The sequence below is a fragment of the Nonomuraea gerenzanensis genome (genome assembly GCF_020215645.1).
Taxonomy (GTDB): domain Bacteria; phylum Actinomycetota; class Actinomycetes; order Streptosporangiales; family Streptosporangiaceae; genus Nonomuraea; species Nonomuraea gerenzanensis.
The window spans coordinates 2,420,176-2,441,196 of the sequence record NZ_CP084058.1; the positions used below are offsets into that span (position 1 = coordinate 2,420,176).

General features: G+C 71.4%; 17 protein-coding genes. 5 read left to right on the forward strand and 12 right to left on the reverse strand.

Annotation, left to right across the window (positions count from 1 at the left end; all coding sequences use genetic code 11):
• Window positions 1-27 precede the first annotated feature (27 nt).
• The 10 genes from LCN96_RS11650 to LCN96_RS11695 all read right to left on the reverse strand — a co-directional run bounded on the left by LCN96_RS11650 (window position 28) and on the right by LCN96_RS11695 (window position 14,630).
• Complete coding sequence (locus LCN96_RS11650; protein WP_225272610.1) at window positions 28-990, reverse strand: ABC transporter ATP-binding protein; 963 nt, start codon at window positions 988-990, stop codon at window positions 28-30.
• Window positions 987-1,952, reverse strand: coding sequence for an ABC transporter ATP-binding protein (locus LCN96_RS11655; protein WP_225272611.1), 966 nt, complete (start codon window positions 1,950-1,952; stop codon window positions 987-989). Before LCN96_RS11655 ends, LCN96_RS11650 begins: the two co-directional genes overlap by 4 nt.
• On the reverse strand, window positions 1,949-2,776 hold the full coding sequence (locus LCN96_RS11660) for an ABC transporter permease (RefSeq protein WP_225272612.1): 828 nt from the start codon (window positions 2,774-2,776) through the stop codon (window positions 1,949-1,951). Before LCN96_RS11660 ends, LCN96_RS11655 begins: the two co-directional genes overlap by 4 nt.
• Window positions 2,769-3,728, reverse strand: coding sequence for an ABC transporter permease (locus LCN96_RS11665; RefSeq protein WP_225272613.1), 960 nt, complete (start codon window positions 3,726-3,728; stop codon window positions 2,769-2,771). Before LCN96_RS11665 ends, LCN96_RS11660 begins: the two co-directional genes overlap by 8 nt.
• Window positions 3,728-5,344, reverse strand: coding sequence for an ABC transporter substrate-binding protein (locus tag LCN96_RS11670; RefSeq protein WP_225272614.1), 1,617 nt, complete (start codon window positions 5,342-5,344; stop codon window positions 3,728-3,730). Before LCN96_RS11670 ends, LCN96_RS11665 begins: the two co-directional genes overlap by 1 nt.
• Window positions 5,345-5,434: 90 nt before the next feature.
• Complete coding sequence (locus tag LCN96_RS11675; RefSeq protein WP_225272615.1) at window positions 5,435-6,112, reverse strand: GntR family transcriptional regulator; 678 nt, start codon at window positions 6,110-6,112, stop codon at window positions 5,435-5,437.
• Between the two features lie 283 nt (window positions 6,113-6,395).
• Window positions 6,396-8,231, reverse strand: coding sequence for a hypothetical protein (locus tag LCN96_RS11680; protein WP_225272616.1), 1,836 nt, complete (start codon window positions 8,229-8,231; stop codon window positions 6,396-6,398).
• The gene (locus LCN96_RS11685) at window positions 8,222-8,974 is read right to left on the reverse strand and encodes an ABC transporter ATP-binding protein (RefSeq protein WP_225272617.1); all 753 of its coding nucleotides are present in this window, start codon (window positions 8,972-8,974) and stop codon (window positions 8,222-8,224) included. The genes LCN96_RS11680 and LCN96_RS11685 overlap by 10 nt, the downstream gene beginning before the upstream one ends.
• Window positions 8,971-9,576 carry a TetR/AcrR family transcriptional regulator gene (locus tag LCN96_RS11690; RefSeq protein WP_225272618.1) on the reverse strand — a complete coding sequence of 202 codons (606 nt, stop codon included), beginning with the start codon at window positions 9,574-9,576 and terminating at the stop codon, window positions 8,971-8,973. Before LCN96_RS11690 ends, LCN96_RS11685 begins: the two co-directional genes overlap by 4 nt.
• 326 nt (window positions 9,577-9,902) lie before the next feature.
• A complete protein-coding gene (locus LCN96_RS11695; RefSeq protein ID WP_449867092.1) occupies window positions 9,903-14,630 on the reverse strand; it encodes an Lhr family helicase in 4,728 nt (1,575 codons plus the stop codon).
• Window positions 14,631-14,816: 186 nt separating this feature from the next.
• On the opposite strand from LCN96_RS11695, the gene LCN96_RS11700 reads away from it, so the two are divergent.
• Window positions 14,817-15,203, forward strand: a complete 387-nt coding sequence (locus LCN96_RS11700) for a VOC family protein (protein WP_225272620.1) — start codon at window positions 14,817-14,819, stop codon at window positions 15,201-15,203.
• A 107-nt stretch (window positions 15,204-15,310) separates the two neighbouring features.
• Here LCN96_RS11700 and LCN96_RS11705 read toward each other — a convergent pair whose 3' ends face one another.
• Window positions 15,311-15,505, reverse strand: a complete 195-nt coding sequence (locus LCN96_RS11705; protein ID WP_225272621.1) for a hypothetical protein — start codon at window positions 15,503-15,505, stop codon at window positions 15,311-15,313.
• Window positions 15,506-15,549: 44 nt separating this feature from the next.
• Between LCN96_RS11705 and LCN96_RS11710 the strand changes: the two genes are divergently transcribed.
• Window positions 15,550-15,744, forward strand: coding sequence for a DUF3046 domain-containing protein (locus LCN96_RS11710; RefSeq protein ID WP_225272622.1), 195 nt, complete (start codon window positions 15,550-15,552; stop codon window positions 15,742-15,744).
• Here the strand turns inward: LCN96_RS11710 and LCN96_RS11715 are convergent.
• A complete protein-coding gene (locus LCN96_RS11715) occupies window positions 15,741-16,061 on the reverse strand; it encodes a hypothetical protein (RefSeq protein ID WP_225272623.1) in 321 nt (106 codons plus the stop codon). The genes LCN96_RS11710 and LCN96_RS11715 overlap by 4 nt on opposite strands.
• A 427-nt stretch (window positions 16,062-16,488) precedes the next feature.
• Here LCN96_RS11715 and recA point away from each other — a divergent pair, with 427 nt between their 5' ends.
• The 3 genes from recA to rny all read left to right on the forward strand — a co-directional run bounded on the left by recA (window position 16,489) and on the right by rny (window position 21,017).
• The gene (recA, locus tag LCN96_RS11720; protein WP_225272624.1) at window positions 16,489-17,583 is read left to right on the forward strand and encodes a recombinase RecA; all 1,095 of its coding nucleotides are present in this window, start codon (window positions 16,489-16,491) and stop codon (window positions 17,581-17,583) included.
• Between the two features lie 533 nt (window positions 17,584-18,116).
• Complete coding sequence (recX, locus tag LCN96_RS11725) at window positions 18,117-18,992, forward strand: recombination regulator RecX (RefSeq protein ID WP_263657538.1); 876 nt, start codon at window positions 18,117-18,119, stop codon at window positions 18,990-18,992.
• Window positions 18,993-19,400: 408 nt separating this feature from the next.
• Window positions 19,401-21,017: a ribonuclease Y gene (rny, locus tag LCN96_RS11730; RefSeq protein ID WP_225272625.1), complete on the forward strand. Its 1,617-nt coding sequence runs from the start codon at window positions 19,401-19,403 to the stop codon at window positions 21,015-21,017.
• The last annotated feature ends 4 nt before the right edge of the window (window positions 21,018-21,021 follow it).

Genomic DNA, 21,021 nt, shown 5'->3' on the forward strand with positions numbered 1-21,021 from the left:
GGGCCTGGTGGTGAACAAGATTTCTCCTTACTTGGCCGCGTCGGGGACGCGGTCCGCCGTTACCAGGTGGCACGCGGCGGGGTGACCGCCACCACGCGGGTCGTTCAACAGAGGTTCGGAGGTACGGCACTCGTCGTAGGCGAGCGGGCACCGCGTGTGGAAACGGCAGCCGGACGGCGGGTCCATCGGGCTCGGCACGTCACCGCCGAGTACGATCCTGCGCCGCTCCCGCTGCCTGGCGGGGTCGGCCACCGGCGCCGCCGACAGCAGGGCCTGCGTGTACGGATGCCGCGGCTGCGCGAAGATCTCGGCCGTCGGCCCCGACTCGACGATCCTGCCCAGGTACATGACCGCGATCCGGTCGGCCAGGAACTCCACGACCGACAGGTCATGCGTGATGAACAGGCACGAGAAGCCCATGTCCCGCTGCAGATCGGTGATCAGGTTGAGCACCGACGCCTGCACGGACACGTCCAGCGCCGACACGGGCTCGTCCGCCACGACCAGCTTGGGCTCCAGGATCAGCGCCCTGGCCAGCCCCACCCGCTGCCGCTGCCCACCGGACAGCTCGTGCGGGAAGCGCTTGCGCATCTCCTGGCGCAGCCCCACCTTCTCCAGCATCGCCGCCACCCGGTTCGCGACCTCGCGCCGGTCGGTGACCTTGTGCCGCAGCAGCGGCTCGGCCACGATCCGCTCGATCGTGAAGCGCGGGTTGAGCGAGGAGAACGGGTCCTGGAAGACCATGTGCACGTCCCTGCGCAGCGGGCGCATGGCCCGGCGCGACAGGTGCGTGATGTCCTTGCCGCCCAGCTCGATCGAGCCCGCCGTCGGCTCGGTCAGGCGCAGCACGCACTTGCCGACCGTGGACTTGCCGCTGCCCGACTCGCCGACCAGCCCGAGCACCTCGCCCTCGCCGATCTCCAGCGACAGGCCGTCCACGGCCCGCACGGGGCCGTAGTGCTTGACCAGGTTGTCGATCCGCAGGATCACCACTGACCTCCCGGGTGGAAGCAGGCCGCCAGATGGTTGTCGGCCTGGCGTTCGAGCAGCGGCCTGGCCGCCCGGCAGTCCGCCTGGGCGAACCGGCAGCGGTCCTGGAAGGCGCACTCGTCGGGGTCCGACAGCGGCGAGGGCACCATGCCGGGGATCTCCGCCAGGCGGCTGTTCACGGCGGCGGAGGGCAGGGCCTTCATCAGGCCCAGCGTGTACGGATGCCGCGGATCGGCGAACAGCTCGGCCACCGGGGCCTGCTCGACGGCGCGGCCCGCGTACATGACCATGGCCCTGTCGGCGATGTCGGCCACCACGCCCAGGTCGTGCGTGATGAGGATGATCGCGGTGCCGAGCCGGTCGCGCAGGTCGCGGAAGACGTCCAGCACGCCCGCCTGGATCGTCACGTCGAGCGCCGTGGTGGGCTCGTCGGCGATCAGCACGCGCGGCGAGCAGGCCACCGCGATGGCGATCATCACGCGCTGCCGCATGCCGCCGGAGAGCTGGTGCGGATACTCCTTCATCCGGCGCACCGGCGCGGGGATGCCGACCAGCTCCAGCAGCTCCACGGCCCGCTTGTTCGCGACCTGCCGCGACAGCCTCTCGTGCCTGCGCAGCACCTCGGTGATCTGGTATCCGACCGTGAACGACGGGTTCAGCGAGGTCATCGGCTCCTGGAAGACGACCGAGACGGTCTTGCCGCGCACCTGCCGCATCTCCGGCTCGGGCAGCGTGGTCAGCTCGCGGCCGTCCAGCTTGATGGAGCCGGACAGCCGCGTGGTGGCGGGCGGCAGCAGCCGGGGGATCGACATGGCGGTGACCGACTTGCCGCAGCCCGACTCGCCGCACAGCGCGAGGATCTCGCCCTCGTCCAGGGTGAGCGAGATGTCCCTGACCGCCTGGACGTGGCCGTCCTCGGTGTCGAAGCCGACCTTGAGGTCGGTGATCTCCAGCAGGCTCATCGGTGGCTCCTCGGGTCCAGTACGTCACGCAGCCCGTCGCCGAGCAGGTTGAAGCCGAGCGTCGCCAGCGCGATCATCAACCCGGGCCAGATGGCCAGCCAGGGCGCGTCGCTCAGGTACTGCTGCGCGGTCGTCAGCATCACGCCCCACGACGGCGTCGGCGGCTGCACGCCCAGACCCAGGAACGACAGCGTGGCCTCGCCGATGATCGCCGCCGGGATCGCCACCGTGGCCTGCACGATGAGCGGGCTGGCGCAGTTCGGCAGCACGTAGCGGAAGATGATGTGGCCGTCGCCCGCGCCGTCGGCGATGGCCGCGGCCACGTAGTCCATCTCCCTGACCGCCAGCACCTCGCCGCGGGTGATCCGGATGATCGCGGGCAGCTGCGAGAAGCCCAGCGCCAGCACGACGCCCTTGAGCGAGGGCCCGATGATCGCCGCCAGGCCGACCGCGAACACCAGGAACGGGAAGGCCAGCGTCACGTCCACCAGGCGCATCACGATCGGGTCCAGCCAGCGCCGGTAGAAGCCGGCGACCAGCCCGATCGGGATGCCGACCACCATCGCCAGCAGCGTGGACAGCACGCCCGCCTGCAGCGAGACCTGGGCGCCGTGCGCGATCCGCGCGAAGGCGTCCCTGCCGAGGTCGTCGGTGCCCATCGGGTGCGCGCCCGACGGGGCCGCCAGCGTGGCCGTGTAGTCCTGCGCCGCGGGGTCGCCCGTCACCAGCGGCCCGAGCAGGGCCAGCAGCACGAACGCGACCACCAGCACCAGGCCCGCCATCGGCATCGGCCGCCGCCTGAAACGTCGCCAGTGCCTAGTCACGGGTGCCTCCCGACAGCCTGATCCGGGGGTTGAGGAAGGCGTAGGCGATGTCGACCAGCAGGTTCACCACGACGTAGCCGATGACCGTGACCAGCACGACCGCCTGGATGACGGGGTAGTTCCTGGTCAGGACCGCGTCCACGGTGAGCTTGCCGAAGCCGGGGATGACGAAGATCTGCTCGGTCACCACGGCGCCGCTGATCAGCGCGCCGAGCTGCAGGCCGAGCACGGTCACCACGGTCGTCAGGCTGTTGCGCAGCGCGTGCGCGCCCACCACCTTGGCCTCGGACAGGCCCTTGGACCTGGCGGTCCTGACGTAGTCGGCCGACAGCGCGCCGAGCATGGCCGAGCGGGTCTGCCGCATCAGGATCGCCGCGAAGCCGGTGCCGAGCACCAGCGCCGGCAGGATCATGCGCTGCAGGTTCGCGGCCGGGTCCTCGGTGAAGGGCACGTAGCCGGAGGCCGGCAGCACCCGCCAGGTGACCGCGAACAGCAGGATGCCGAGCAGGCCCAGCCAGAAGTGCGGGATCGACAGGCCGGCCAGGCCGAAGCCGGTGGCCACGTAGTCGGCGAACCTGCCGCGGCGGACGGCGGCCACGATGCCCGCCCCCACGCCGACGACGATCGCGACCACCATGGCCAGCAGCGACAGCTCCAGCGTCACCGGCAGCCGCTCGGCCAGGATGTCAGCCACGGGGAGCTGGTCCTGGGTCGAGCGGCCGAAGTTGCCGGTGAGGGTCTGGCCGACATAGTCCACGTACTGTGCCGGCAGCGGCTTGTCCAGGCCGAACTCCTTGCGGATGGCCTCGATGGCGGCCGGCGAGGCCTCCTGCCCCGCCATGACCGAGGCCGGGTCGCCGGGCAGCGCCCGGATGCCCAGGAAGATCAGGACGCTGGACAGGAACAGCACGAGCACGGCCGATCCGCAGCGCCTCAGGATGAACCAGAGCATCAGGCGGCGAACCCGGCGGTGACGTAGCGGGGCAGGCCGTCCTTGAAGTACTGGACGCCGGCCACGGTCTTGTGCATGCCGAGGTAGTAGAGGTTGTGGTAGAGGTACACCACGCCACGCAGCTCGGCGGCCTTCTTCATGGCGCTGCCGTAGAGCTCGGCCCGCTTGGCGACGTCGGTCTCGGCGGCGGCCTGCTTGATCGGGTCGTCGATGCCGGGGTCCGACATGCCCGCGTAGTTGTTGCTGCCCTGGGTGGTGACCAGGTTCGTGAGGTTGCCGTCCGGGTCCACACGGCCGGACCAGCCGCTCAGCAGGACGTCGAACTTGCCGGCCTTGCCCTGCTCCAGCACGCTGACGAACTCCGCCGTCTGCACGCTCACGTTGAAGCCCGCCTCCTTGGTCATCGACTGGATGACCTGCGCCAGGCGCTGGTTGACGGCGTCGTTCGGGGTGGCCAGGGTGACCGCGATCGGCGTCGGCACGCCGGAGGCCTGCACGAGCTGCTTGGCCTTGGCCAGGTCACGCTTGGGGCAGGTCAGGTCCTTGGGCCGGTACGGGCTGTCCACCGGGACGGGGTAGCAGTCGACCTCGTGCAGCCCGTTGTAGACGGCCTTGTTGATGGCGTCGCGGTCCAGCGCCAGCTCGAACGCCTCGCGCAGCTCGGGGCTCTTGCCCAGCGGCGTGTCGATCGGGCCCGGCTTCTCGGTGGAGCCGCTGGCGTTGCCGATGTTGATCTGGAAGCCGTAGTACCCGAGGCCGCCGCCGGAGACGACGGTCAGGTTCGGGTCGGACTGCACGCCCGCGACCGTGTTCGTGGCGAGCTGGTCGGCCACCTGCACGTCGCCGGACTTGAGGTTGGCGGCCCGCACGTTGGGGTCGACGATGATTTTGTATACGAGCTTGTCGAGCTTGACCTTGGCGGCGTCGTAGTAGTCGGCCGACTTCTCCAGCACGATCTGGCTGCCGGAGGTACGGCCGGCGAACTTGAACGGCCCGGCGCACACCGGGGCGGCGCCGAAGTTGTCACCCTCGGAGTCGAGCGCCTTGGGCGACATGATCATGCCGGCGCGGTCGGCGAGCTGCGCGGTCAGCGGCGTGAACGGCTGCGTCAGCGTGAGCTTCACCGTCGCGGGATCGACCACCTCGACCTTGGACACGGCGGCCAGGTCGGCCTGCCGCGCGGACTTCTCCCAGGTGCGGTGCCGGTCCAGCGACTTCTTGACGGCCTCGGCGTCGAGCGCGGTGCCGTCGTTGAACTTGACGCCTGCGCGCAGCTTGATCGTCACTTCCCTGCCGCCGTCCGACAGCTCCGGCAGGGCCGCGGCGAGCTGGGGGACCAGGGTGGAGGAGGCGTCGATGTCGTAGAGCTTCTCGCACATGTTGGCGAACACCTCGCGGCCCACGAGCGTGGTGGAGATGCTCGGGTCCAGTGCGTCGGGGTCCGCGTTGAGCGCGATGTTGAGCGTGCCGCCGTTCTTGACCGGCCGGTGGTCGGCCGAGGCGCTGGCTATGGAACTCGGTGCCGCGGGTGTGCTGCTCGTTCCGCCTCCGCCACAGGCCGCCAGGGCGAGGGGAAGGGTGACGAGCGCCGCGACGACCTTGGGGGACGGTCGCATGGTGCCTCCGTTGAAACGTTTAGGAGACTGTATACAAGATGCCACATTTCAGCGGTGTTTCATCACCCTATGTTGTTACCTGAGCGTTTCCTAATCGTTTGGGTGTTTTGTCCTGCGGCCCACTGCCAGCAGGAACGACCGCCGGGCCGCGGCGACGTGCGCGACCGCTCTGGCCTGCGCCTCGTCCTCGTCGCCCGCCTCGATGGCCTCGCACAGGCTCAGGTGCTCGGTCCAGGAGTGCGGCCCGCGCGCGGCGGCGGTCTGGCTGAAGATCCACTGCGCGCGCTGGAGCATGGGCTTCATCATCAGCGCCAGGTACGAGTTCCCCGTCGCCTCGCCCACGGCCAGGTGAAAGGCGGTGTTGAGGTCGGCCACCGCCTCCAGCCGCCCCGCCTCGACCGCCTCCTTCGACTGCTCCAGCAGCCGGCGCAGCCGCTCGGCCGTGGCGGGCGAGCGTTTGCGCGCGGCCAGCCGGGCCGCCAGGCCCTCGATGGCCATGCGCACGTCGAAGAGCTCCTCGCCCTCCTCGGCCGACAGCCTGGCCACCGTGGCGCCCAGGCGCGGCACGACCTGGATGAAGCCCTCGGCGGCCAAAACGCGGATGGACTCGCGCACGGGGTTGCGCGAGACGCCGAGCGCGGCTGCCAGCCGGTCCTCGACCAGGCGTTCGCCCTGGGCGAGCTCGCCCGAGAGAATGCGGCGGCGCAGCTCCTTGGTGACCTCGTCACGCAAGGTCTGGTGGGCCCCGCCCAGCGTCATATCAGTCATAGGGGGATTTATCGTATACAAGATTTTAGAGCTGGCGTGCAGGGTACCAGTCGGCGTCCGTAACCTGCCTGGCCACCTCCCACAGCCGGTCGAACTCCGCCACGAAGTACCGGCACCACACGGGCTCGCGCCGGTTCGAGAGGGTGAAGCCGGGAGTGGGGCCCCGGTGGACGGTGACCGCCCAGCTCCACCTACATCTCGAGGTTCTTGCCGGTGGCGAGGTCCGCGCGTAGGCGCGCCAGCGGTCGCCTACCGCGATACGCGCCCCGCGGCGGCGCGCCGTCTATCGCACGGCGGCGCTCTGCCCGGCGGCGTCCTGCCCGGCGGCGTCCTGCCCGGCGGCGTCCTGCCCGGCGGCGGCGCTTTGCCTGGCGGCGGCCTTCTTGGCGCGCAGCCACAGGCCCAGGGCGGTGCCGTACATGCCCAGCCCGAGCAGGACGAAGCCGGCGGCCACCGGATAGCGCAGCCCGGGCGGCATGTACGTGGTCAGGAACCACGACTCCTGGAGCCGGCCGTTCGCCATGAAGACCATGGCGACGATGCCCTGCGGCACCAGCGGGATCGCGCCCAGCGACGCGCAGATCATCACGATCGTCCGCTGCGTCCGCGACATGCTCTCAGGCAGCTTGAACAGGTCCGACGACTTGCCGCCTGTGTCGGAGCGCCGGCCCGTCCGCATGAGGTGCAGCAGCTCCGGCCCCTGAGCCGTCAGCCGCCGCTCGGCCAGCAGGCCGAACCCCCACCAGCACAACACCCCGGTCAGCAGCCCGGCGGGCACGCCCCACCAGCCGAAGAACAGCGCCACCGTCACGGCCGGCGCCGCCGTGAGCGCCACCAGGAGCAGCACCAGGTACGCCATGCCGGTGGCCGAGCCGTCGTCCTCGCTCGTCCGCAGCGGGTTGCCGCCCCGGTTCCGCGGGTCGATGCCCGGGATCAGCCCCACCACCGACACCAGCGGCACCACCCCCATCGCCCCGCCGATCAGCGCGAACACGGCCGCCATGACCAGCGGCCACGGCCCGCCGACGACCGCGGTGCACACCACCGTCAGCAGCAGCCCGACCGGCGCCACCGCCGCCAGCCACGCGAGCTGCCTGCCCCGCACGTCGGAGGCGCCCGGCGTCATCAGCGTCAGCCAGTGGGCGGTGCCGTCGGTGCCGTACGCGTTGGCGGTCATCGCCGCCGCCATCATGATGAAGATCGGCCCGGCCAGCGGCAGCAGCTGCGGGATGCCGACCAGCAGCGGCACGGCCGCGAAGGCCACGCCGTAGGTGAAGGCGAAGGCGAGCTGGTGGTTGCGCACCAGGTCCCGCGTCCACGTACGCAGCTCCTTGGCCACCACGGCGCCGTACGGGGTGGCGGCCCGCATCGGCCTGCGGCCCCGCGTGGACGGGCGGCTCCTGCCCGCCCGCCTGGTCAGCAGCGCCGCCCAGGCCGCCAGCAGCAGCACGATCAGCAGCGCCATCGCCACCAGCGCCAGGTACTCACCCTGGACGGCGAGCAGCCCCCACCCGGACGGCAGGTACCGGACGAACTCCGGGATCTGCCCGCCCTGCCCGAGTGCCACCATGAACACCCAGACCTGCCCCAGGAAGGCGAGGATGACGCCGTTGACCACCCCGGCGCCGATCGCCCCGACCCTGGAGTTCAGCGCCAGGCCCAGCAGCGCCACCGTCACCTTCGACAGCAGCACGAACACCGCGAGCTGCAGCACCATCGCGGGCACCGCCACGAGCACCCCCACGACGCCCTCACGCGCCCCGGCGACCAGCAGCCCCGCCAGCGCCAGCAGGCTGACCGCCGGGGCCACCCCCACGAACGCCGCCACCAGCAGCCCGGCCGCCATGCGCCGCGGCCGCAGCCCGAGCAGCGAGAAGAACTCCGGCCGTAACGTCTCGTCGCCGCCGCCGGAGAAGACGGGGCCGATGATCCAGCCGAGCGCCCACACGGTGTACGCGGCGGCCAGCCAGTCGCCGCCCAGGAACGCCAGCCAGATCATGCCGCCCGCCAGCAGGGCACCGAGCACGCCGGCGGAAGCCGTCATGCCGCCCTGCTGTCCCTTGACCGAATGGCGCAGGATCGACAGCTTCATCCTGGCCATGGTGAGCGCTACAGCCACGACAGCCCCCTGGCGGCGGTGGAGCCGGCGCCGACCAGCTCGACGAACCTGTCCTCCAGCGTCGCCGTGCCGCGTACCTCGTCCAGCGGGCCCGCGGCCGCGACCCGGCCCTTGTCGATCACGCCCACGTGGTCGCACAGCTGCTCCACCAGCGCCATCACATGGCTGGACAACACGATCGAGCCGCCGCCGGCCACGAAGCCGCGCAGGATCTGCTTGATCGTCGCCGCCGACACCGGGTCCACCGCCTCGAACGGCTCGTCCAGCACCAGCAGCTTCGGCGCGTGCAGCAGCGCCGTGGCCAGGCCGATCTTCTTGCGCATGCCGGTGGAGTACTCGATGACGAGCGTCTTCTCCGCCACGTCCAGCTCCAGCACCGACAGCAGCTCCTCGGCCCGCTCGGCCACCACCTCCTTGCTCAGCCCGCGCAGCAGGCCGAGGTAGGTCAGCACCTCGCGGCCGGTCAGCCGCTCGGGCATGGCCATCCCGTCGGGCAGCACGCCGACGAGCTGCTTGGCCCTGGTCGGGTCGGCCCACACGTCCGCACCGAAGATCCGCGCGGTGCCCGCGTCGGGCCGCAGCAGGCCCACCGCCATGGACAGCGTGGTCGTCTTGCCGGCCCCGTTCTGCCCGACCAGGCCGTAGAAGGAGCCTTGGGGCACGTCGAGATCGACGTGGTCGACCGCGGCGTTCTCGCCGAAGGTCTTGGTCAGACCGGTGATCTCCAAAGCCGGCGCTGTCATGGGTGTCTCCTGGTGGCGAGGGTGAAAGTGGTGACCAGCTCGCCGGTGAGCAGGTCGAGATCGAAGTCGGGGTCGTTGAGCAGCCGGCCGGGCACGGCGTCGATGGCGCCCCGGATCGCGATGGCCATGCTGCGCAGGTCGAAGTCGCGGAACTCGCCGGAGCGCCGGCCCCAGTCCAGCAGCTTCTCCAGGTCGGTGATCGCCACGTCGGCCTGCCTGTCGTACGGGCCGGGGCGGGTGTCCTCCCCGACGGCGTGCGTGACGATCTGCACCAGCGCCAGCAGGGGCTTGCGGTGCAGCCGCATGAACTCGAGGTTGCTCTCGATGTAGGCCCGCAGGCCCTCCGTGGCGGTGGGCTGGGCGAGGATGCGCGGGATCATCAGGTCCGTGGCCAGCTTGGCCACGTCCGCCACGACGGCCTGGATGAGCTGGTCCTTGCCGCCGAAGTGGTACGAGATGACGCCCGTGCTGATCTTGGCTCGCTTGGCGATCTTGGCCAGGGTCGTGTGGAGGTAGCCGTGCTCGGCGAGTACGTCGATGGCGCACTCGATGATCTGAGCCCGGCGGGCCTCTTCAATGAACGTTCGACTTTCTGGCGGCACGCTCAGGATTTTAAACGGCCATTCAAACCTTGGTAAAGGCGGGGTCGATTTTCGGGGGTCGGGATGACAGCTCAGGCGCGCAGGCGCAGGTCGGCTCCGGGTCGCACCATCGCGCAGGCGCGGCGCAGACCGGTCCAGGCTCGGCCCATCGCCCAGGCGCGCAAGGCGAGGGCTGGAATGATCACCTCCGGCTCGGACGGCCGCTCAGGCGCGCGGGCCCGAACCGGTTCTGGGGGACGATCGCTCAGGCGCGCGAGCCCGAACCGGTTCCGGGGGACGATCGCTCAGCCGCACAAGCCCGAACCGGTCCCGGGTGGGACGATCGCTCAGGCGCGCAGACGCAGACCTCGTGGGGTGGGATGGAACCCGGCCGCCTCCAAGGCCGCCGCCAGCGGAGAGTCGACGATGGCGGCGCCGTCGGCCCGCTCCACGGTCAGCTTGCCGAGCGCCCCGTCACGTACGGCCAGGGCCAGCGCGTCGACCGCCGGCTGCAGCCGGTCGCCGTCGGTGAACGACAGCAGCGTCTTGCCGCCGCGCTCGACGTACAGCACCAGATGCCCGTCCACCAGCACCACCAGCGAGCCGGCCTTCCTGCCCGGCTTGTGCCCGACGTCACCGGGACGCTGCGGCCAGGGGAGCGCGGCACCGTACGGGCTGGCCGGGTCGGCGGCGGCCAGCACCACGGCCCGCCGCCCCTCCTTGCCGGGCGAGGCCCCGACGCCGGGCGACATGGCCCGCATCCGGTCCACCGCCCCGGGCAGCGCGAACTGCGCGCCGCCGAGCCCCTCGACGAAGTAACCCCTGCGGCACCGGCCGCTCTCCTCGTAGGCCCGCAGCACCTGGTAGATCGGCGTGAACCCGCCCGGCAGCCGCTCCGACGTCACCGCCCCGCGCGTCACCACGCCATGCCGCTCCAGCAGCACCTCGGACTGCGCGTTCGCGCGCTGGGTGGCGTCGGCGGCGGCCTCGGGCAGCAGCCACCACCGGCCCGCCACGGTCGGCGGGCCGCTCCTGCTCGGCAGCACCGCCCGGCGCCGCCGCGTCGTCGCGGGCCGGTGCGCGGGCCGCCCGGTGCCGAGCGTGGCCCGCAGCGGGGCGAGCGTGTCGCCCGAGATCCGCCCGGACCACACCAGGTCCCACAGCGCGGCCACCAGCGTGGTGTCGTCCTGTGTGGTGCCGAACTGGTCGGAGATGCCACGGAAGAACAGCGCGCCGCCCCCGCCGAGCAGCTCCAGCACCCGCTCGTGCACCGGGGTCATGGTGATCTCGGCGGGCTCCGGGATCAGCAGCGGCGCGGTGTCGGCGAAGTAGAGCGACACCCAGCCGTCGCCGCCGGGCAGCGAGCCCTGGCCCACCCAGATGACGTCGCCCGCCGAGGTCAGCTCGTCGAGCAGCGCCGGGTGATAGCCGGGCACCCGCGACGGCAGCACCAGCGTCTCCAGCGCCGACGCGGGCACGGCCGCCCCCTGCAACTGCTCGATCGAACGCACCAACGCGTCCATCGCCCGCGCCGAACCGACCGGGCCACGCGCGTCCATGCCGAAGCCGGACGCGCCGCGCCCGCCTGCGTCCGCGCCGAAGCCGGACGCGCCGCGCCCGCCTGCGTCCGCGCCGAAGCCGGACGCGCCGCGCCCGCCCGCGTCCATGCCGGAGCCGGACGCGCCGAGCCCGCCCCCACCCGCACCGGTCCCCGCGCCCGCCTTGCCGGGGCCGACGCCCGTGATGCCGTGCCACGCGGGCAGGAACAGCGCCAGCGTCTCCGGCGCGACAGGCTCCACCTCCTTGCGCAGCCGGGCCAGCGACCTGCGGCGCAACATCCGCAACACGCCCGCGTCGCACCACTCCTCACCCCGCCCGCCGGGCCGGAACTCCCCGCTGACCACCCGCCCGCCGGCGGCCAGCCGCCGCAACGAATCGGTCACCACGGCCACGCCCAGCCCGAACCGGGCCGCGGCGGTGCCGGCGTGGAAGGGGCCCCGGGTGCGGGCGTGCCGCGCCACCAGGTCGGCCAGCGGATCGGCCACCGGCTCCAGGAACGTGTGCGGGATCCCCACGGGCAGCGGCACGCCCAGCGCGTCACGCATGCGGGCGGCGTCCTCGATGGCCGCCCACTGCTCCTCGCCGGCGACGCGTACCCTGATCGCCCGCCGCGTCCGTTCGAGCTCCTCCAGCCAGGCGGGATCGCCGCCGCGCACGCTCACGTCGGGCGCCAGCAGCGGCCCGTGCGAGCGCAGCAGGTCGGCGAGGTCCTCCAGGTCGCGCAGCGGCCGGTCGAGCCTGGCCAGCTCGCGCTCGCTGTCGGAGATCACGTCGGGGTCGAGCAGCTCGCGCAGGTCGGCCTGGCCGAGCAGCTCGGCCAGCAGCGTGGTGTCGAGCGCCAGGGCCTGCGCCCGGCGCTCGGCCAGCGGGGCGTCGCCCTCGTACATGAACGCGCCCACGTAGTGGAACAGCAGCGCCGCGGCGAACGGCGAGGCCTGGGACGTCTCCACCTCCACCACCCGCACCCTGCGCGCGGCGATGTCGCGCATGAGCTGCACCAGGCCGGGCACGTCGAAGACGTCCTGAAGGCACTCGCGCATCGTCTCCAGCACGATCGGGAACGAGGCGTACTGCGAGGCCACGCCCAGCAGGTGGGCGGCGCGCTGCCGTTGCTGCCACAGCGGGCTGCGCCGGCCGGGGACGCGGCGCGGCAGCAGCAGCGCCCGGCCCGCGCACTCCCTGAACCGGGAGGCGAACATGGCCGACCCGCCCAGCTCCTCGGTGACGATCTGCTCGATCTCCTCCGGGTCGAAGGCCGCCACGTCGGTGGGCGGCTCGGCCAGTGTGTCGGGGATGCGCAGCACGATGCCGTCGTCGGAGTGCACGGCCTGCACGTCGATGCCGTAGCGCTCGCGCAGCCGCCGGTTGATCGCCAGCGCCCACGGGGCGTGCACCCGGGCGCCGTAGGGGGAGTGGATGACCACGCGCCAGTCGCCCAGCTCGTCGTGGAAGCGCTCGACCAGCAGCGTGCGGTCGTCGGGGACGTACCCCGTCGCCTCCCGCTGCTCCTGGAGGTAGGCCAGCAGGTTGCCCGAGGCGTACTCGTCGAGGCCCGCCTCCCGCATCCGCTCCGTCGAGCCCTGCTTGGCCTGCTCGCGCAGGAACTGCCCGATCGCCCGGCCCAGCTCGGCCGGCCGCCCCGGGGCGTCGCCGTGCCAGAACGGCAGCTTGCCCGGCTGCCCCGGCGCGGGCGAGACGAGCACCCGGTCGGCGGTGATGTCCTCGATCCGCCATGAGGTCGCGCCCAGCACGAACACGTCGCCGACCCGCGACTCGTAGACCATCTCCTCGTCCAGCTCACCCACCCTGGAGGCGCGCTCGCCCACCAGGAACACGCCGAACAGGCCGCGGTCGGGGATCGTGCCGCCGTTGGTCACCGCCAGCCGCTGGGCGCCTGGCCTGCCCTGCAGCGTGCCGGTCACCCGGTCCCACACGACTCGGGGCCGCAGCTCGGCGAACTCCTCGCTCGGGTAGCGCCCCGCCAGCATGTCGAGCGTGGCCTCCAGCGCGCTGCGGGGCAGCGTGGCGTACGGGGCGGCGCGCTTGACCACGCTCTCCAGCTCGTCGACCGTCCACTCGTCGAGCGCGGTCATCGCCACGATCTGCTGGGCCAGCACGTCGAGCGGGTTACGCGGATAGCGCAGCTCCTCGATCAGCCCGCTCTTCATGCGCTCGGCCACCACGGCCGTCTGCACCAGATCGCCCCGGTACTTGGGGAAGATGACGCCCCTGGAGACCGCGCCCACCTGGTGGCCCGCCCGGCCGATGCGCTGCAGCCCGCTGGCCACGCTGGGCGGCGCCTCCACGCACGCCACCAGGTCCACCGCGCCCATGTCGATGCCCAGCTCCAGGCTGGAGGTGGCGACCACGGCAGGCAGGCGGCCCGACTTCAGGGCCTCCTCGATCTGCGCCCGCTCCTCCTTGGAGACCGAGCCGTGGTGGGCGCGTACGATCTCCGTCACCACGCCCTTGCTCGCCCCCGCCTGCGCCATCACCTCGGCGGGCATCGGCCTGGCCGGCCCGGTCTCCCAGAGGGACAGGTCGACGGTCTCGGTGCCGTGCTCCCGCTCGTAGGCCAGCTCGTTGAGCCGCGTGCACAGCCGCTCCGCCAGCCGCCGCGAGTTGGCGAACACGATCGTGGAGCTGTGCGCCTCGATCAGGTCGAACAGCCGATCCTCGACGTGCGGCCAGATCGACCGGTTGCCCGGCTCGGGCGCGAACTCCTCCTGGGCCTCGCCGCTCTGAGGGCGGCCCTCCATCTCCGTCATGTCCTCGACGGGGACGACGACCTCGATCTCGATCACCTTGTCGGACGGCGGCTGCACCACGGTCGCGGGCCTGGCCCCGCCCAGGAACGCCGCCACCTCACTCACCGGCCGCACGGTCGCCGACAGCCCCACCCGCTGCGCCGGCCTGTCGAGCAGCGCGTCGAGCCGCTCCAGGCTGAGCGCCAGATGCGCGCCGCGCTTGGTGCCCGCGACCGCGTGCACCTCGTCCACGATCACCGTCTCCACACCCCGCAGCGCCTCCCGCGCCTGGCTGGTGAGCAGCAGGAACAGCGACTCGGGCGTGGTGATCAGGATGTCGGACGGCTTGCTCGCGAACCGCCTGCGGTCTTCGGCCGGGGTGTCGCCCGAGCGGATCGCCACCGAGATCTCGGGCACCGGCAGGCCCAGCCGCCGCGCCGTCTGCTTCAGCCCGGCCAGGGGCGCCCGCAGGTTGCGCTCGACGTCCACGGCCAGCGCCTTGAGCGGCGACACGTACAGGACCTTCGTCCCCTTACGCTCCTCCGCCTCCGCTCCTGCCTCTGCCTGAGCCGCGGCGGCCAGCCGGTCGAGCGACCACAGGAACGCCGCCAGCGTCTTGCCCGAGCCCGTGGGGGCGACGACCAGGGTGTGGTCGCCACGCGAGATCGACTCCCACGCGCCCTCCTGGGCGGCCGTGGGAGCATGGAAGGCCCCGGCGAACCATTGCCTGGTCACCTGGCCGAACTGGTCTAGCGAGCTCACCTGCACATAGTGCCTCCCGCCACCGACAGAAAACGCATTTGGCGCGGCGGCGCGTGATTGAGGGGGCGTCTTGGCGGACATACAGCGACCGTGACCATCGATTACGCGGCCGTCGAAGCCCGCCGAGCGGAGATACGTCAGCGCTACGCTTTACCGCACCGGCCGTCCAGCAGCGCGCGGGGCCTGCATCACGTGGCGTTGATCTCGTCCGATGTGGAGCGCACCATCAAGTTCTACCAGGAGCTGCTGGAGTTCCCGCTCACGGAGATCATCGAGAATCGCGACTACAAGGGGTCCAGCCACTTCTTCTTCGACATCGGCAACGGCAACCTGCTCGCCTTCTTCGACTTCCCCGGGCTCGACCTGGGGCCGTACCAGGAAGTGCTCGGCGGGCTGCACCACATCGCGATCTCCGTCGATCCCGCCACGTGGGAGCGGCTGCGCGGGAAGCTGGAGATGGCCGGCGTGCCGCACCAGATCGAGAGCGGCGCCTCCATCTACTTCAAGGACCCCGACGGCGCCAGGCTGGAGCTGCTCGCCGACCATCTCGGTGAGATGTACGGCGCGCGGGTGCTGTGACCCGTGAGTGCCGCGGCCTGCGGGTGCTGTGACCTGCGAGTGCCGCGACCTGCGAGTGCCGCGACCTGCGAGTGCCGCGACCTGCGAGTGACCAGCGCTGTGAGTGACTAGCGCCGCGACGCCCTGCGCGTGCGCGGCTTGCCCGCACGCGGCTCCTGTCTGATGCCCGCGTGCCGCTCGGCACGCTCAAGCTTCTCCTTCCGTACGGCCTGCCGCAGCTCGAGCAGTAACCGGCGGCGCTTGGCCCTGTTGGCCTTGGTTCTGGCTGTCTTCGGGGGTGAAGACTTGGGGGTCTTTGGCATGGGGATGTCCTACCCACACCTCGGGCGCTTCCATACTTGAGTCCATGCGCCTGACGGAGTTCTGGAGACGGATGAACGCTCACTTCGGCGAGACGTACGCGGAGTCGTGGGCCCGTGACTACGTCCTGGCCCCCCTGGGCGGCCGCACCGTCGTGCAGGCGCTGGCCGACGGCGAGAGCGCCAAGACGGTGTGGCGCGCGGTCTGCCAGGTGGAGGACGTCTCGTCCAAGCTGCGCTAAGCCGGCTGACCCGCGTCGAGCGCGTCCCGCAGCGCCGAGGCGGCGCGCTGCGGATCACCGGCGGAGGCCTGCCCGCCGGGCGACCACAGAAACTGCCAGCCGTCGTTCGACGGGGTGGCGAAGACGATCGTCTGGCGCCCTGTCCTGGGATGCCATACCCACAACACCGGGTCCTCCCCACCGACCATGCGGCTGACCAGGCCGTGGGCGGGTAGCAGCTCGGCGAGTGCCTCGAGATGGACGCGTCGTTCCCCGGTGTAGCCGCTCGCCACGTGCTGCCTCCAGTTGTCGTTCTGGAGTGAGTCTCCCCAGCTCAAGGCGCCCGACAACACGCAGGGGGCAACCGTCCGCGCGTCCGGCCGAGCGTCGTCCGTCCGGCCGTCACCGGATGCGGGCCGCCGTCGCCGGATGCGGGCGCCGCCACCGGTTGCGGGCCGCCGTTGGCGCGGTGAGGCGGATCTCATCCGGACGGAGTGGTGGGCGGAGGGGCGGACGGGGCGGCAGGTGAGACGGTGGACGAGCCGTCAGCCGGGGGCACGCCCGAATGGACGCTCGCCGGAGCGGGCGGGCAGATGTGCACACTCTCATGGTCGACCTGCGTGTTCTTGCTGTGATCGAACAGCCGTTCGGCTACGATGGACCCAGCCGAGCCGCCACGTCTTCCCCGACACGGCAGAAATTGTCGGTGGCAGGCCGTAGCTTTCACTCGACTGATCGGACCACGACCCTCCAGGGGGAGTTCCCATGGCTATCAACGACCGCGAGAAGGCCCTCGAGACCGCACTCGCTCAGATCGAGCGACAGTTCGGCAAGGGCTCCGTCATGAGGCTGGGCGATGACGCCCGAGCTCCCATCGAGGTGATCCCCACCGGGTCGATCTCCCTTGACGTCGCCCTCGGCATCGGCGGCCTGCCGCGCGGCCGCATCGTGGAGATCTACGGCCCCGAGTCCTCGGGTAAGACGACGATCGCCCTGCACGCCGTGGCCAACGCGCAGCGGGCCGGCGGCATCGCGGCGTTCGTCGACGCCGAGCACGCCCTTGACCCCGAGTACGCCAAGAAGCTGGGGGTCGACACCGACGCCCTGCTGGTCTCCCAGCCCGACACGGGTGAGCAGGCGCTCGAGATCGCCGACATGCTGATCAGGTCCGGCGCCGTCGACATCATCGTCATCGACTCGGTGGCGGCCCTGGTGCCCAAGGCTGAGATCGAGGGCGAGATGGGCGACAGCCACGTCGGTCTCCAGGCCCGCCTCATGTCCCAGGCCCTGCGCAAGATCGCCGGCGCCCTCAACAGCACCGGCACCACCGCCATCTTCATCAACCAGCTCCGCGAGAAGATCGGCGTCATGTTCGGCAGCCCCGAGACCACGACCGGTGGTAAGGCGCTGAAGTTCTACGCCTCGGTCCGGATGGACATCCGCCGCATCGAGACCCTCAAGGACGGCACGGAGGCGGTCGGCAACCGCACCAGGGTCAAGGTCGTCAAGAACAAGATGGCCCCGCCCTTCCGCGTCGCCGACTTCGACATCCTCTACGGCGTGGGCATCTCCCGCGAGGGCGGCCTCATCGACATGGGTGTGGAGCACGGCTTCGTCCGCAAGTCCGGCGCCTGGTACACCTACGAGGGTGACCAGCTCGGCCAGGGCAAGGAGAACGCCCGTAACTTCCTGAAGAACCACCCCGACATGGCCAACGAGATCGAGAAGAAGATCAAGGACAAGCTGGGCGTCGGCCCGCGCCTCGACGCTCCCGCCGAGGCCGCCGCCGCTGCTCCCGCCCCGGCCGCCGCTCCGTCGGGCCGTGGCTCGAAGTCCACCCCCAAGCCGGGTGACGTCTGATCGCTGGCCCCATGAGCAGCACGGACCGGCCGCAAGCGCCCCAGCCGCCGGAGCGGGGCGCCTGGCCCGACCACACGTCCTCCCGCCCGCGCGACCTGGCCCGCTCGGCCACGGACGGCTGGCCGTCGGTGGCGGAGTGGCGCGAGCAGCGCGACCGCCTGCGTGCCGCCACCCCTCCCGAACCCCATCCCGACCCTGAGCCAGCACCCCAGCCCACGGATCAGCTTGCGGATCAGCCCACAGATCAGCTCGTGGGCCGGCCTGCGGATCAACCCACGGATCAGCCCACGGACCAGCTCGGGGGCTTGCCTTCGGACACGCACGACACCTCGTCCGCAGGTCCCTCCACAGCGGAGGGGGCAGGCGCCGAGCGTCCGCCCGCGGGGCGGCGTCCTGGGGACGAGTGGCACTCGGAGGTGCTGGCCGGCAGCAGTTGGTTCGCGGCCGAGCAGAGCGAGAGCCAGCCATGGCCATCGGACGGCCCCGCCAGGGAGGCCCCCACCACGGACGGCCTCACCACGGACGGCCACGACATGGGCGGGTCCGGTGGACGAGGCAGGTCTGGGGGAAGAGGCGGGTCTGGGGGAAGAGGCGGGCCCGGGGGACGAGGCGGGCGCTCCGGTGGCAAGTCAGGGCGGTCCAGCGGCAACGGAGCCGGCCCGTTCGGCGAGAAATCTGGCTCTCCTGGTGATGGGGCCGGCTCGTTCGGTGAGGGGCCTGGGCCGTTCGGTGAGGGGCCCGGCTGGCTCGGTGACCGCGCGGGGCGGGCTGAGGACGACCACGAGCGGTTCGGGAGCGGTGCAGCCGCCGCTGCTGGAGGGCGGCGGTCTCGGCGCGGCGGGCGGAAGAGCGCCCGGCGGCGGAACTGGTCGCCCGAGGAGCCCGATGCCGAGAGCCCGGCCGGTACGGCGCCCCAGGCGGACCCGGAGTCGGTGGCCAGGGCCATCTGCCTGCGCCTGCTCACCATGGCGCCCAAGACCCGCGCCCAGCTCGCCGAGGCCCTGCGCAAGCGGGACGTGCCGGAGGAGGCCGCTGAGGCGGTGCTCAGCCGGTTCTCCGAGCTCGGGCTGATCAACGACGAGGCGTTCGCCGCGGCCTGGGTCGATTCCCGCCACCACGGCCGGGGTCTCGCCAAGCGCGCGCTGGCGGCGGAGCTGCGTCACCGGGGTGTGGACAGCGACACGGTGAACGAGGCCGTGGAGCGGCTGGACCCCGACCAGGAGGAAGAGACCGCCCGGCGGCTGGTCGAACGCAAGCTGGCCGGCACCCGTTCACTCGACCCTCAGACCCGCACCCGTCGGCTGGCCGGCATGCTCGCGCGCAAGGGCTACCCCTCCGGTCTGGCCTTCCGCGTCATCCGTGAGGCACTTGAGCAGGAGGGCATCGAAGTGGAGGAGGACTTCTCTTAGCCGGGCTGCGCAAGGCGGCGACGCGTCCGCGTGTGGGCGACATGCCGCAGGATGCCTCCCCACGGATGCCGATTCCAGTGCCAACGGGTGACACCTGTCTGAATATGGAGATGCAGGTCTGTAAGACACGCTTGATGACGCGTTTGCTTGCTCGTGACCTGTTCGACGCATAACCTCGACGGCAGTGAGGAGTTACTCCGCGCAGCGCGGATTGCCATACCGGTGAACGACGGACGAATTGAACGAGGCAGGAGAGGTGTCGGCTCTGGCGGTCGACGCCCCATCAGTCTTGGCTTGACATCGATCCCGGCTTCGACGCCGACCGGGCTTTCCGCGGCGCGCCTGTGACCCCTCCCGTTTTGTGGCCGCGTTATGAGTTCTTGACGACGCGAGGAGGGCGGGGCACACATGGGGCCGCTGGTCGTGGTGCTGATGGTGGCGGTGCTCGTGCTCGCGTTCGGGATGATCGCGGCGCTGCTCGTCGTCGTACGACGCACCTCTGGGACCCTGCCCCGGAAGGGTAAGCCCAGCACCGAGCAGGTGGAGGCGGTGCACGAGGAGCTGGAGCAGGCACGGGAGGCGGCGCGGGAGATCCGCTACAAGGCGGAGACCGACGCCGACGAGATCGTGCGCAGGTCGGAGGCCGCGGCCGAGAGCGCCGCGCAGATGCGGCGCGAGGTCGAGGAGGAGAGCCGGATACTCAAGTCCGAGCTCAAGGAGCTGCGTGCCGACCTGGAGCGCAGGGAGGCGCGGCTGGCCGAGCGGGAGCAGCGGCTCGACGAGGAGGCCAGGCGGCAGGCCGAGCGTGACAGGAAGCTGGCCGAGACCGAGGTCGAGCTGGCCGACCGGCGCGAGGAGCTGCTGCAGGTCGAGCAGGAGCGGCGGGTCATCCTGGAGCGGGTGGCCGGGCTGACCGGCGAGCAGGCCAAGGCCGAGCTGGTCAAGGAGATCGAGAACCAGGCCAAGCGCGAGGCCGCGCTGATCATCAGGGAGATCGAGGGGGAGGCCCGCAAGGAGGGCGAGAAGCGGGCCACGAAGATCGTGACACTGGCCGTGCAGCGGCTGGCGGCCGAGCAGACGGCCGAGTCGGTCGTGAGCGTGCTGCACCTGCCCGGCGACGAGATGAAGGGCCGGATCATCGGCCGCGAGGGCCGAAACATCCGTGCCTTCGAGTCCACCACCGGCGTCAACCTCATCATCGACGACACCCCCGAGGCCGTGCTGCTGTCGTGCTTCGACCCGGTCAGGCGGGAGACGGCGCGGCTGACGCTGGAGAAGCTGGTGCTCGACGGCCGCATCCACCCGCAGCGCATCGAGGAGGCGCACGACCGCAGCCGCCAGGAGGTCCAGGACCTGTGCGCGCGGGCCGGCGAGGACGCCCTCGTCGAGCTGGGCATCACCGACATGCACCCCGAGCTGACGCTGCTGCTCGGCCAGTTGCGCTACCGCACCTCCTACGGGCAGAACGTGCTCAAGCACCTCATCGAGTCCGCCCACATCGCCGGCATCATGGCGGCCGAGCTGAAGATGAACCAGACGCTGATGAAGCGCTGCGCCCTGCTCCACGACATCGGCAAGGCCCTGACGCACGAGGTCGAGGGCAGCCACGCGCTGATCGGGGCGGAGATCGCCCGCAGGTACGGCGAGGAGGAGGACGTGGTGCACGCCATCGAGGCGCACCACAACGAGGTCGAGGTGCGTACCGTCGAGGCGGTGCTCACCCAGGCGGCCGACGCGATCAGCGGCAGCCGGCCCGGCGCCCGGCGCGAGTCGCTGGAGGCGTACGTGAAGCGGCTGGAGCGGCTGGAGGAGATCGCGCAGTCGTACGACGGGGTGGAGAAGGTGTTCGCCATGCAGGCCGGGCGGGAGATCCGGGTCATGGTCAAGCCGGATGCCATCGACGACATTCAGGCGCAGGTGATCGCTCGCGACGTGGCCAAGCAGGTTGAGGAGGAGCTGACCTACCCCGGGCAGATCCGGATCACGGTGGTGCGGGAGTCGCGGGCGACCGAGTTCGCCCGCTGACCGC